The 12,505-nt window shown below is 73.9% G+C and carries 12 protein-coding genes; 7 read left to right on the top strand and 5 right to left on the bottom strand.

Features of this window, described 5'->3' with window-relative positions; translation table 11 throughout:
• From ABZU46_RS27715 to ABZU46_RS27685, 7 genes are all read left to right on the top strand, one after another.
• The coding region (locus ABZU46_RS27715) for a hypothetical protein (RefSeq protein ID WP_354862318.1) at positions 1–816 on the top strand (816 nt) is incomplete at its 5' end.
• Positions 817–826: 10 nt separating this feature from the next.
• Positions 827–1,150, top strand: a complete 324-nt coding sequence (locus ABZU46_RS27710) for a hypothetical protein (RefSeq protein WP_354862316.1) — start codon at positions 827–829, stop codon at positions 1,148–1,150.
• A 1-nt stretch (position 1,151) separates the two neighbouring features.
• Positions 1,152–1,655, top strand: a complete 504-nt coding sequence (locus ABZU46_RS27705) for a hypothetical protein (RefSeq protein ID WP_354862314.1) — start codon at positions 1,152–1,154, stop codon at positions 1,653–1,655.
• Positions 1,648–3,084, top strand: coding sequence for a baseplate J/gp47 family protein (locus ABZU46_RS27700; RefSeq protein ID WP_354862312.1), 1,437 nt, complete (start codon positions 1,648–1,650; stop codon positions 3,082–3,084). The genes ABZU46_RS27705 and ABZU46_RS27700 overlap by 8 nt, the downstream gene beginning before the upstream one ends.
• An 11-nt stretch (positions 3,085–3,095) precedes the next feature.
• Positions 3,096–5,444 carry a hypothetical protein gene (locus tag ABZU46_RS27695; RefSeq protein ID WP_354862310.1) on the top strand — a complete coding sequence of 783 codons (2,349 nt, stop codon included), beginning with the start codon at positions 3,096–3,098 and terminating at the stop codon, positions 5,442–5,444.
• Positions 5,445–5,457: 13 nt separating this feature from the next.
• Entirely contained in the window at positions 5,458–6,585 is a 1,128-nt protein-coding gene (locus tag ABZU46_RS27690) for a hypothetical protein (RefSeq protein ID WP_354862309.1), read from the top strand.
• 138 nt (positions 6,586–6,723) lie between these two features.
• Positions 6,724–7,530 carry a BTAD domain-containing putative transcriptional regulator gene (locus tag ABZU46_RS27685; protein ID WP_354862307.1) on the top strand — a complete coding sequence of 269 codons (807 nt, stop codon included), beginning with the start codon at positions 6,724–6,726 and terminating at the stop codon, positions 7,528–7,530.
• A gap of 32 nt (positions 7,531–7,562) precedes the next feature.
• On the opposite strand, the gene ABZU46_RS27680 is transcribed toward ABZU46_RS27685, so the two are convergent.
• The 5 genes from ABZU46_RS27680 to ABZU46_RS27660 all read right to left on the bottom strand — a co-directional run.
• Complete coding sequence (locus tag ABZU46_RS27680; protein WP_354862305.1) at positions 7,563–8,285, bottom strand: HD domain-containing protein; 723 nt, start codon at positions 8,283–8,285, stop codon at positions 7,563–7,565.
• A gap of 69 nt (positions 8,286–8,354) precedes the next feature.
• A complete protein-coding gene (locus ABZU46_RS27675; RefSeq protein ID WP_354862304.1) occupies positions 8,355–9,710 on the bottom strand; it encodes a polysaccharide lyase family 1 protein in 1,356 nt (451 codons plus the stop codon).
• 112 nt (positions 9,711–9,822) lie between these two features.
• The gene (locus ABZU46_RS27670; protein ID WP_354862302.1) at positions 9,823–10,155 is read right to left on the bottom strand and encodes a hypothetical protein; all 333 of its coding nucleotides are present in this window, start codon (positions 10,153–10,155) and stop codon (positions 9,823–9,825) included.
• Positions 10,156–10,368: 213 nt separating this feature from the next.
• On the bottom strand, positions 10,369–11,544 hold the full coding sequence (locus ABZU46_RS27665; protein ID WP_354862300.1) for a Gfo/Idh/MocA family oxidoreductase: 1,176 nt from the start codon (positions 11,542–11,544) through the stop codon (positions 10,369–10,371).
• 55 nt (positions 11,545–11,599) lie between these two features.
• Positions 11,600–12,505, bottom strand: a 906-nt coding sequence (locus ABZU46_RS27660; protein WP_354862299.1) for a mannitol dehydrogenase family protein, incomplete at its 5' end; no start/stop codon positions are given.

Below are 12,505 nucleotides of genomic sequence, written 5' to 3'. Positions count from 1 at the left end.
GCCGGCCCGGCGTCGTCGCCCGGGGTGGCCGCCGCCGAGGCGGTGCGCCGCGCGGCCCGCGCGGCCCGGGGCGAGACGCGCGGCCTGGAGATCGGCGAGGTACGCGCCGCCGCCACCAACGCCAGCGGCGCGGTCGAGCCGCCCGCGCAGACCGAGACGGTGTGGGAGGGCCTGGTCCGCTCGGACGGCCGGCCCAACGCCGCCCGCCGTCTGCCGGTACGCCGGGAACAGCCCGCGCCGCTGCCCGGGGTGACCTACCTGACCCCGTTCGCCTGGGGCGGGTGCGGGCTCATCCTGCCCCGCTATCCGGGCACCCGGGTGGCGCTGGCCTACCGCAACGGCGCCCCCGACGACCCCGTCGAGGTGGGCGCGCTCTGGCCCACCGGGCACGCCCCGGTGTCGCAGCCGGGGGACTGGTGGCTGTCGCTGCCGGTCGGGGTGGCTACGAACAGCCGCTCGTCGATCGGCGACTCGGTGGTGCCCGCCGACCACGACGGCAAGGTCACGCACGACCTCACCGACGGCGACGGCAACCGCGTCATCGAGCTGGGCGAGCTGACCGTGCGGGTGGGCCGGGACCAGCTGCAGGGACGGGGGCAGCGCCCGCAACGCGCCGACGAGGCCGACAGCATCACCATCGAGCACGCCGCCGGCGGGTCGTCGATCGTCATGAAGCAGGACGGCTCGATCACCATCACCGCCACCCGGATCGACCTGGACGCCGGCAACGGCGCGGTGAACATCAGCGGCGGCACGGTGAGCATCGCCGCCGACGACGTCGACGTCCAGGTCGACAACGCGATGAACGTCCACTGAGGAGAACGACATGGCATTCGTGCTCACCACGTCGAGCAACGTGCACTGCCCCAGCCAGGGCACGGTCACCCCGGCCGGGCAGGCCAAGCTGACGGTGGCCGGCGCCCCGGTCGTCCGCCCGGACGGCATCACCGGCAAGTCGGTGAGCGGGTGCGCGATCACCGACAGCAGCTCCACGGTGCAGTGCAAGAACGTCGTGTCGGCGTCCGGGGCCGCGCAGAAGCTGCACGTCGGGGGCGCCGGGGTGGCGCTGGACACCCTCAGCGGCGCCACCAACGGCAGCACCTCCGGCCTCGCGGCCACCGCCGGGCAGAGCAAACTGAAGGCGGTCTGAGATGGACCGCACCGAGCGCGAACGGCAGGCCGCCCAGCGCCGCTACCTCGGCTGGGGCCTCGTCTTCGAACCCACCATGCCCGGGGTGGACCTGGCCCGGGACATCGTCTTCGACGACGGCCCGAACGGCCGGGCGCTGGCCCTCGTCGAGGGCACCGGCAACGTGGCGCAGAGCCTCGCGGTGGCGCTGACCACGCTGCGCGGCTCGAACGTCTTCGACGCCACCTTCGGCTTCGACGGGCTCAACGCCCTCGCCGAGCAGATCGAGCCGAATCTCATCCGCGAGCAGGTCCGCATCGGCATCATCACGCTGCTCGACCGCGATCCCCGGGTCCGCAAGATCGTCGACGTGAACCTCGACGACGGCCGACTCGGCGCGGGAAGTGCCGACGACGCGGCGGCGGCCGCCCTGCGCTCGTCGCGCACCCTGCAGGTGCAGGTCCAGTTCGAAACCATCACCGACGACCGGCTCTCGGTGCGCCTCGGGGAGCTGCCCAGTGTCTGACCCGACCCTCCCGGCCGAGCTGGCCGATGTCCTCGCCGTCGACGCCGCCGCGCTGCGGGCCACCGGCTCGACCGGCTTCGGCATCGTCGAGACCGGCTTCGTGCCCAAGTCCTTCGCCCGCCTGCTCGCCGAGAAGCTGGCCACCGCCCGGCTGCTCTTCGGCGAGGACGTCGACCTGACCAGCGGCGCGGTGCTGCGCAAGGTCCTCGAACTGGCCGCCCTGGAGGACGCCCGACTGTGGGCGGCGCTCGGCGCGGTCTACGACAACTCCTTCGTCGTGTCGGCGACCGCCGACGCGCTGACCCGCCTCGGCGAGGAACTCGGCATCGCCCGGCCGTACCTGCCCGCGCGGGGCACGGTGAAACTGAAGCTGAAGGCGGCGCTGCCCGCCGGCCACACCCCGCTCACGCTGCCCCGGGGCGCCCGGCTGTCCACCCCCGGCGGGCACCACGTGGCCCTGGACGAGACAGTGGTGCTCTCCGCCGCCGTCGGCGAGCGCGAACCGGCCGTCGCCGCCTTCTATCCCGGCCCGGCGCACAACCTCGACCCGACGCAGGCCAACCAGAAGATCGACCGCTGGAACCGGGCCGACACCCTGCTGGCCGACCTCGACGACGCCGAGCAGGCGGCGGGCAAGGAGCTGGTCGAGATCACCCACACCGTCGCGCTGACCGGGGGTGAACAGCAGGTCTCCGACGCCCGCTACCGGCAACTGCTGCTGGCCGCGCCCCGCTCGATCTGGACGGCCGAGGCGATCGGTCTGGCCGTGGCCACCGTGCCCGGCGTACGTCAGGTGCAGGTCTTCGACGGCCGGGGCGGGCTGGACCTCAACCAGTCGATCTTCGGCAACTTCAACTTCATCGAGCGGGTCTTCAGCACCGAACGCGACCTGGGTAACCCGTACTACGTCACGGTGCTCGTCGCGCCGACCGCCGCCGCCATCTGGGACGGGCCGGACGGGCTGCACGCCGCCGTCGAGTCCGTCATCGAGGACCTGCGCCCGGTGGGCATCTTCGCCTCGGTGGACCGGGCCGACGAGGTCGGCATCGGCGTCGAGGCGGACCTGGTGATCCGTGGCCTGCCGCTGCCCACCGGTTCGAAGGAGACGGTGAACGCGTCCACCGCCGCCACCGAGCTGCGCGCCCGGCTGCACGCGCGGCTGCGCCGCTACGTCGACGAGCTGCCCTTCGGTGAGCCGGTCCGGGCCGCCGAGGTGATCTGGACGCTGATGAACGAGCCGGGCGTCGCCGACGTACGCGGCCTGCGCCTTGTGCGCTTCCCGGCCGACTCGGCGGTGGTGGTGACCGGCAGCGCGCCCACCGGCGACGGGGTGCAGCGGCTGCCGGTCGGCGACAACGCGGTGCTCGCCGCCAACCAGGTGCCCGTCTACGTCGACCGGGACGATCCCCGGCCGTTCCGGATCGTCTGAGCGGGGGCGCGATGACCGACATCCGGGTGCCGGTGGACGGCGCCGATCCGTCCGTCGAACGCAACCTCGTCGACCAGTTGGAGGGCCCCTACCCGGGGACCGTCCGCCGGGTCGTTGTGCCGCTCGCCACCACCGGCGCCGCCGCGGTGGACTGGACCAGTCGGCACCCCCTGCTCACCGTCGTGCTGCGTCGCGACCTGGTCGAGGAGACCGTCCGGGTGAGCGTCACCGTCAACCCCGGCGGCGGCGGGGACGAGCGGGTGCTGCCGCCGGTGGTCTTCGCGCCCTGGTCCGCCGCGGGAGCGTCGGTGCCGGCGTACGCGCCGGACACCGCCGACGAGCCGCTGGTAGCGCCGTTTTCCGTCGCTGTGACGGCCGAGCGGGCCGTCGACGGGGCGGCCGCCACGGCGGTCACCGGTGCGGCGCTCACCGCCCTGGTCGAGCTGGCCGTCGTGGAGGGCAACCTGGGCCGGCTGCTCTACCTGGTGTCGTACGAGAAGCACCGGCTGCGCCGCACGGCGCGGGAGGTGCACGCCTACCGGACCCTCGCGCACGCCCGGCGTGACGCGCTGGACCGGATCGGCGCGGACGTCGGGGTGGCCCGGTTCGTCGACGAGCTGGTGCACGAGCCGGCCAGCGGCGACGTGTACGCCCGCCGGCTGGCGCCGCCGGCCCGCGAGGCGGACGCCGCGTACGCCCACCGGTTGGGGCTCTACCGGCGGTTCCTGCTGCCCACTCCGGGCGCGATACGCCGGCTGCTCAACGGCCCCGGCGCGGACACCGACCCGAACGCGGGGCTCTTCGCCGACCTGCCCGGCGGCGTCCGGTTCACGCTGCGCGAGGAGGACGACCGGTTCGCAGTGGCGATCCGGCTGGTCGCCGCCGGTGATCCGCAGCACCGCACCAACTTCCTCGCCCAATTGCGCCGCGACCGCCTGGTGCTGCCCGCCAACACCCCGCCGAACAACACCACGCACGCCGCTCGGGCGCTGCCGTCCGGCCGGCTGACCGAGGTCACGGCGCTGCGCGCCAGCCTGCGGCAGTCGTACGCCTTCGACAGCGCGCACGCCATCGCGCCGCCGCTGGCCACCGCGCTGGACCGCGCCGGGCGCGTCTGCCGGGCGCTCGGCTCGACCCTGGTGTGGCAGGTGACCCGGGCCCAGGACGACGCCGGTGGCAGTCGCTACGAGCTGGGCCTCGGCGTGGACGTGAGCTGGCCGACCCCCGCCCAGGCCACCGACCTGCGCAACCGGGTGCTGGACACCGGTCGCGCGGTCACCGGCGACCGGACCGCCGAGGCCCTGATCGCCGCCGCCCGCGCCGCCGGTGTGCCCACGGTGGCCGCCGACGGCGAGGTGGCGTGGCTGTGGCGGGTGTGCGGGGTGCAGACGACGCACCGGATCAGCACCACCAGGATGTACCTGTCGCACCTGCCCACCCGTGGGCTGGCGGTGACCGCGCCGACGGCCGCCACGGTCGGCGCCGACGTGGCCGTCGAGGCGCAGTTCCACGCGCCCGGCGACCCGGGTGGCAACGCGCTGCTGCTGGCCGGCCTGGCCGCCGCGGCGACGGCGTGGACGGGCGCGGGGGAGCCGGCGTGGACGCCGATGACCGACGCGGCGGCCCGGACCCGGTGGGCGGGCGTACCGACCCGGCCGGCCGGGCAGCCGGTCGATGCGGTCCTGGCCGCCGCCGGCCTGCCCGCGGTACGCGACCCGGCGCCCGTGGTGGCCGCGCTGAACCGGCTCCCCGACGAGCTGGTGGAGACCATCGAGCTGCCGGCGGCGCTGGCGTCCGCGCTGATCGCCGGGCAGCCGGCCGCCGCCGACCGGCTGGCCCGGCTGGTCGGCCTGCTCCGCGACCAGCATCTCGCCGCCGCGCTGCCGCTGGTCGACACCGGCAACCGGGTGCTGCTGGTGTGCAGCGTGATCGGGCTGCCCCAGGCCGGGCTCAACCTGGCCGAGCGGCGGGCCACCGGCTTCCGCTGGTACACCGTGGGGCTCGGCGGCGGCACCGCGGACATCAAGGCGGTCGGCGCGCGGACCACGCTGCGCCCCACCCACGCCGGGCTGGTCGCCGTGGTGGCGCTGTCCTACGTGCGGACCGGGCTGACCGACCCGTACGAGTTCCGGGTGGAGCTGCCCGACGGGGTGGCGTTGACCCTGGCCCAGTACGAGCGGCTGATGAACACCCTGACGCGGGTCTGCCCGCTCGGCGTGGAGATCAACACCTTCGGCATCCGGCGTGACCACGTCGACCTCGACGCCGACGGCGACGCCGAGCCGCTGCGCCCGGCGGTGGCCCGGACCTTCCGCACCTTCCAGCAGCGCCGGCACCGCGGCGTGTACGACCAGCTCTGAGAGGGACATCATCATGGCGAGCGAGATCAACTACGACGGGGTGACCGTCACCGAGCTCTACCGGATGTTCACCGAACACGGCATCCCGCAGTCGGACGCCAGCGTGCTGGTCTCCTCCTGGATCTACGAGAACGTGGGCACCGCGAAGCGGGTGTTCAGCTACGCCGAGCCGTTCCCGGCGGTGGAGCCGGGCTGCGCGCCACCACCGTTCGCCCGCACCTTCGCCCACACCGACTGGGTCGACGGCGAGGACGTCGTGCAGGCCGGGCAGACGACCGGCGAGCAGGGCTTCAACGAGCGGTTCCACCGCATCGAGCACGACCTGGACCACCTCGGCACCGACCTGGCCAAGGCGTTCTCCTGCATGGCGGCGATGCGGGTGAGCCTGCGCCGGCTGCTCGACGAGATCCGCGCCGAGATCAACCGGCTGCACTCCACGGTGCACGAGACGAAGGTCAGCCCCGGCCCGTACCAGCTCGAGCAGATCCCCAACTACATCGGCACGCTCGACTTCGGCCGGTACATGGGCACCACGATGTTCATGGACAAGAAGGTCAGCATCTGGCAGACCAAGGCCGGCACGATCGTGCTGCCCGCCGTCGAGACCCTCGGCGTGGACGTGGTCGCCGGCCCGAAGGTCCGGGGCGCCGCCTACCTCGACCGGTACGCCGTCGAGAACGCCGACGTGCGGCAGCGCTTCCCGCGCGAGGTGAAGGTGGTGGAGTTCATCCGTACCTTCGGTGAGGACCAGGTGGCCGACGGCCGGACGATCCGCGACGTGCTCAAGGTGCTGCCGGCGGACAGCAGCTACCCGAGCGTGGACGCGATGGTCGTCGAGGTCAGCGAACGGGAGGCGGCAATCGTCCGGACCACGGCGGGCGCCCAGTCGGCGGTCTCCGCCGCGCTCGGTATCGACGCGGAACTGGAGAACGTCGCCGACGCCGACATCGCCATGCTCGCCGGGGTGCCCACCAAGGCCCGCGCGGCGCTGACCCGCGCCGGGATCAGCACGCTCGGCAAGCTGGCCGAGGCGCCGGCCGAGCGGGTGCTCGGCATCATGAAGGAGGCCGGGGTACGCGCCGACGTCGGCGACGCCGCCGAGTGGACCGGCTACGCCCGGACGCTGAGCAAGCTGCGCTGAACGGCCGGTCATCGCTCCGGCGAACGGCTGATCCCCGCCGTTCGCCGGGTCGGTGTGACGACACTGCGCTGGCGTGCGGACCGTCCACACCCGAGCGTGGAACTCTCACACCGGTGATCGGGTGCGAAGGGCGCAGGGATGGCAGTTCACGAGGTGACGCAGGACGTCCGCTCCGGGGCGCAGGAGGCCGGCGTGGCGCGACCAACCCGGTACACGCTGCGTCTGCTCGGCGGCTTCGGGCTGGAACGCGACGGCCGGTCCGTCGTGGTGCCGCAGGGCGCACGCCGGCTGCTCGCCTACCTCGGCGTACGCCAGCGGTGCGCCCGCTGGGAGGCTGCCGGCACCCTCTGGCCCGGCTCGCACGAGGAGCGGGCCCGCGCCAACCTGCGCACCATGCTCTGGCGGCTGCACCGGGTCACCCCCGAGCCCCTCGTCGAGGAGGACGACCGGCTGGCCCTCGCCGCCGGTGTGACCAGCGACGTCGCCACGCTCGGCGCGGCGTCCGCGGCGCTGCTGGCCGGCGGGGCGCCGGCGGGTGTCGGCGCGGGGGTGCCGGCGCTGGCGACGGGCGAGCTGCTGCCCGGCTGGTACGACGACTGGGTGCTGACCGAGCGGGAGCGGCTGCGCCAGACCCAGCTGTACGCGCTGGAGGCGTTGGCCGAACGGCTGACCGCGCAGGGACGCTTCAGCGAGGCGGTGCAGGTGGCGTTGACCGCCGTGCAGTTGGAACCGTTGCGGGAGAGCGCCACCCGCGTGCTGATCGCCGTGCACCTGGCCGAACGCAACATCAACGAGGCGGTACGCCGGCTGGAGCTGTTCCGCGCCGACCTGGGCCGGGAGTTGGGTGTCGCCCCGACCTCCTGGCTGGAGCACCTGGTGCGCGAGGGCCTGCGCCGGGACGGGTTCGTGCCCGCGTCGGGTCTCGGCGGCGGTACGCAGGCCTGACCCGTCGGGCGCGCGTCCCGGCTCAGCTCAGCTCAGTGCGAGTGGGCCGGCCGGTCCAGGATGGCGCTGAACCGCTCTTCGGCAAGGTCGAGCTGGCCGAAGATGTGGGCCTTCACCGCAGGCGAGAGCGGGGTGTCCGCACGACCGATCAGGTCCCGGAAGAGCGGCACCAGCGGCCGGTACTTCCGGGCCGACGAGACGACCTTCGGCCCGACGGTGTGGATCACCCCGACGCCGTTGTCGGTGAAGTCCGACACCTTGATCACCCGCGCCCAGGGTTCCCGGTCCAGGCTGACCGCCAGGTGCTCCCGGTACTGCTCGTTGCGGTCGCGCTGCGGGTCGTACATCGGATTGGTGACCGCGGCGACCAGGGTGGCCACCCGCGGCCCGAACCGCGCGGCGAGCGCGGCCAGCGCCGCGGCCCTCGGGTCGCCGCCGCCGTCGGCCAGCTCGGCCGGGTGGTCCTCCACCGCGTCGTGCAGCAGACCCGCGACGATCACGTCGACGTCGCGGACCTGGTAGTGGTGCATGAGCCGGATGGCGACCCGCAGCAGGTGGTTGAGGTACGGCTCGCGGACCCGCCGGTCGTCGCGGTGCAGCTCGGCGGCGAGGTCGAGCGCGGCGGACAGGCGGGCGCGTTCGCCGTCGTCGAAGCGCTCGACCTCCAGCCGGAAGCGCTCCAGCAGGCCCGGTTCGCCGTGGATCTCGGTGATCGCGTGCATCGGCATGCTGCCCAGGTGCGGCGGGAAGTCCATGCGTCACTTATAGCCGATCTTCCCCCCATCGATGGCCCGGTACGTCGCCGACCCGACCATGGCGAGTCGTCACAGCGGCAGCCGATCGGCCCCGGCGAGCGGGCCCACCAGGAGCGGGAGCAGCGGCGCCGGCAGGACCGGGTCGCGGCGCAGGGTGGGTGTCCAACCGGCGTCGTCGCCCAGGTCGGGGTCGTGCGCCCCGTTGTACGCCGTGAGCAGGTCGACCGGCCGGGCCGGGCCGGCGCCCTGGCGCACCCAGGAGCCGCGCTCGGTGAGCGCGGTGCCGCCCCAGTCGTAGAGCAGGTCGGCCGGGTCGACGCCCGCGTCGAGGGCGAAGAAGTTGTTCTGCGCGTAGATCGCCGACTGCACACCGACGCCCAGGGCGTACTGGAAGCCGTCGCCGCCCAGCCGGTACAGGTTGTTGTAGACGTCGACCTGACCGAACCGCACCCGCGGTAGCCGTTGCAGGACGCCGTCGAAGAGGTTGTGGTGCAGGGTGACCTTCAGCCGACCCACGTCCGGGCCGACCGTGTTGGACGAGCCGATCAGCATCAGCTTGTCCCGTCCGGTGAAGCGGTTCCATGAGGCGGTGACTCCGCTGGCGGTGTGCGTGACGTCCAGCGACCCGTCGTGCACCTGGTACGGCCGGCCGAAGTAGACGGGCTGGGCGCTGTCCGGGTTGTCGCCGTCGGTGAACGTGTTGTGGTCGACCCACACGTGCTCGCTGCGGCGTACCGAGATCTGGTCGTACTGGCTGTTCCAGTTGCCGGTGTCGCCGTCGGTGGGCGACCACGCGGGGAAGCAGTCCCGGGCGTCGACGAAGGTCAGGTTGCGCACGATGACGTTGGACGCCCGGTCGATCATGAGGGTGAGACCGGTTAGTCGCGCGCCGCGCAGGCCGACGATTGTGGTGTTGGGGCCGACGTTGATCTGGGTCTGGCGGGTCTGGTTGGCCACCGAGCGCACCCGGGCCTCCTCCAGCGGCCCGGCCGGTGCCACCCGACCCCAGACCGCCGGGTCGTACGCGGCCAGGTAGGCGTCCAGCCGGTACGCCGGGTCGGCCAGGTCGGCGCAGCTCAGTGTTGTGCTGTCGGGCCCCTCGAAGCCGTCGACCGCGCCCGCCACGTAGATCAGCTTCGGCGTGGCGTCGGTGGCGTTGGCGGCGTTGTCGCCACCGAGGGCGGCGACCAGTTCGGCCCTGCTGCGGACCACCCGGGTCCGCTCCGGCTGCGCCGCCGAACCGCCTGTGGTGCCGACGCCCTCGGCCGCCCAGCCGTCCCGCTCCGGCAGGGCCTGCCGACCGAGGTGACGGGCCGACCAGGAGAGCCGATCGGCGGCGGAAGTGTCGGGGCGGGGAGCGGCGGCGGCAGGTGTGGCACCGACCAGGACGGCGATCACCGTCGCCCCGACGAGGGGTGCGCGCATTGATTTTCCCATTCGCTGGTGGTGGTTTCGGCATTCACCAGGAACGGTAGGTTCGCGGTTTTGTATCGGTCAATATAAATTGTTTGCAGGAATGTTGCAGTGGTGCCGGCCGCTAGTGGGCGGTCTCATCCCGCGCGGGTCGAACGTGCCGGAAGGCGACCAGCAGGGCGGTGACGAGAGCAGCCACCAGCAGGACCCTGATGACGATGAACAGCACCGCGTCGCCCGTGGAGTGGGGCGGGAAGATGTCCTTGACGAGCCAGCCGACCCCCAGCCCCAGCCCCAGGCAGGCGTGCATCGCGGCCCGCAGGCGGGGGAGCGGCTGCGGGCGGCCGAGGATCCGGGGTGCCACGGTGCCACCGCGGCTCCTGGCGAGCAGCACGGCGGCGACGGCCAGGTTGGCCACGCCGACCGCGACGGCCAGGGCCAGGTCAACTGTTCCCATGTGGACGCACGTTATCGCACGGACAGTCGCTCCGAGGGCCGCCTCTCCTGACGTCGGCCGCCTGCCCCGAGTGTCGGAGGAGGGGCGGGCACCGACCCGTCGCCTCCTTTGCTCTGCTTCAACCCACGCAACACCTTTGGGGCAGAAGTGTTGCCTCGGTTGAAGCAGAGCAAAGGACAACCGGGGCACCCTCGCCACCGCAGGGCGCCACCACTACGCCAGGTCCGCGCGGTACGCCGGCACGGCCCACGGCACGCCCTGCTCGCTGGGCAGCGCGCCCTGCTCGGCCGCCCGACGCAGTACCTCGATCACGCCACGGATCCGCAACACCCGCTCGTCACCGTCGGCGACCGCGTCGACAACCTCCCCGCCGAGCAGTTGGGGCTCGGGCGCGGCCCGCAACGCGTCCAGCAGGGCGGTGAACGGCGCGGTACGGGCCAGCGGGGCGATCAGCGGCACCCCGGCCGGGTCGGCGCGGTGAGCGAGCAGGTTCTCCAGCAGGCCCCGTCGACCGGGGACGCGGCGGGTCACCACGTCACCGGGCAGGCGCAACCGGTCCGTCGGGTACTCCAGCACGGCCTGTCCCGTCGTGCCGGTCACCACCACCTCGCCCGCCACGAACTCCTCGGATGCCAGGGTGACCGCCGCCAGCACCGGTGGGCCGGCGCGGAACCGCACCCGCAGCACCGCCGTGTCCTCCACCTCGATCGGCCGCACCCGGTAGCGCTCCACCTCGATGGCGACCGGCCACGGTGGTGCCCCGCCGAGCGCCTCGGCGACGGCCAGGCACTGCATCACCGCGTGCGCGAGCGGGTTTGCCAGCGCGCCGTCCAGCACCGGTCGGCCTTCCACGCTCCGGCGGCCGGCCCAGGGGGAGCGGGCGTAGTAGGCGTCCGGCCGTTGCCACGCCGCGACGGTCGCGATGCCGGTGACCGCGCCGAGGCGGCCGGCGGCCAGCGCGTCGGTCAGCGCGGTCAGCGCCGCCGAACCGAGCGCCTGGAAACCGACCTGGGCCACGCGGCCGGTCGCCGCCAGCGCGTCGGTCAGCTCGTCGTGCTCGGCCAGCGACAGCACCGGCGGCTTCTCCAGCAGCAGGTCCGCGCCGGCCTCCAAGGCGTCGCGGGCGATCGGCAGGTGCGTGTGCGGCGGGGTGCAGATCACCACCACCTCCGGTCGGGTGGCGGCGAGCATCGCCCGGTGGTCGGTGAACACCCCGACCCCGGGCGGCACCGGCGCCTCCCGCTCGTCGCGCACCGGTTGGACGTCGACCAGGGCGACCAATCGCAGCCGGCCGCCGGCGTGCAGCGGCGCGATCACCCGCCGGTGCCAGTGGCCGTGCCCGTTCGCCCCGATCACCGCCACCGTCGGCGGCGGCGCCGACCCGTTCACGAGACGCCGGCCAGGACTGCCGACGTCCCCGGGGCGCCGGCCCGCGCGGCACCGCTCACCGGGCACCGGCCAGGGTCGCCTCGACGCCGTGTCGTCCGAGCGCGGTGAGCCAGGCGGTCACCTCGGCGCGTACCTCGTCGTCGTCGGCCACCTCGGCCGGGATGACCTCGCGCAGCGCGAAGACGGCGTCCACCGCGCCGGCCGGGCTCTGCGTTCCGGCGTCCAGGGCGGACCGGATCGGCCCCGCGAGGGGGTCCTGCAACGGCAACGGTCCGCCGTCGTCGGCGTACCCCAGCGCGAAGCGCAACCAGGACGCCACGACCAGCGCGCCCCAGCGCGCGGACCGCCCGGACGCGCGCAGGTCGGCGATGGTGTGCAGGATGCGCTGCGGCAACTTCTGCGAGCCGTCCACCGCGACCTGCAGGGTGCGGTGCCGGATCGCCGGGTTGGCGAACCGGGCGAGGACCTGCTCGCCGTAGTCGACCACGCGCACCCCGTCCGGCGGCGTGAAGCTGGCCGCGACGTCCTCGGCGATCAGCCGGCGCAGCACGTCGGTCAGGTGCGGGATCTCCAGGGCGTCGGCGATGGTCTCCCGGCCGGCCAGCGCGCCGAGGTACGCCACGGCCGAGTGCACGCCGTTGAGGGTGCGCAGCTTCAACCGCTCCCACGGACCGGCGTCGCCGGTGAGCACCGCCCCGGCGTGCTCCCAGCCCGGCCGCCCGCCGGGGAAGTCGTCCTCAATCACCCACTGCGCGTACGGCTCGGCGGCCACCGCGGCCAGGTCGGTCACGCCGAGCGCCCGCCGGGCCGCGTCGATGGTCTCCGGGGTGCTGGCCGGCACAATGCGGTCCACCATGGTCCCGGGGCAGGTCACGTTGGCGACCACCCAGTCGACGAGCCCGGCGGGCACCCCGGCGGCCCGCTCGACCGCCTGGTCGACCAGACCGCGCAGCCGCCGGCC

This window comes from Micromonospora sp. NPDC005197, assembly GCF_040608295.1.
Taxonomy (GTDB): Bacteria; Actinomycetota; Actinomycetes; order Mycobacteriales; family Micromonosporaceae; genus Micromonospora.
This window is presented reverse-complemented; position numbering and strand designations above follow the sequence as displayed.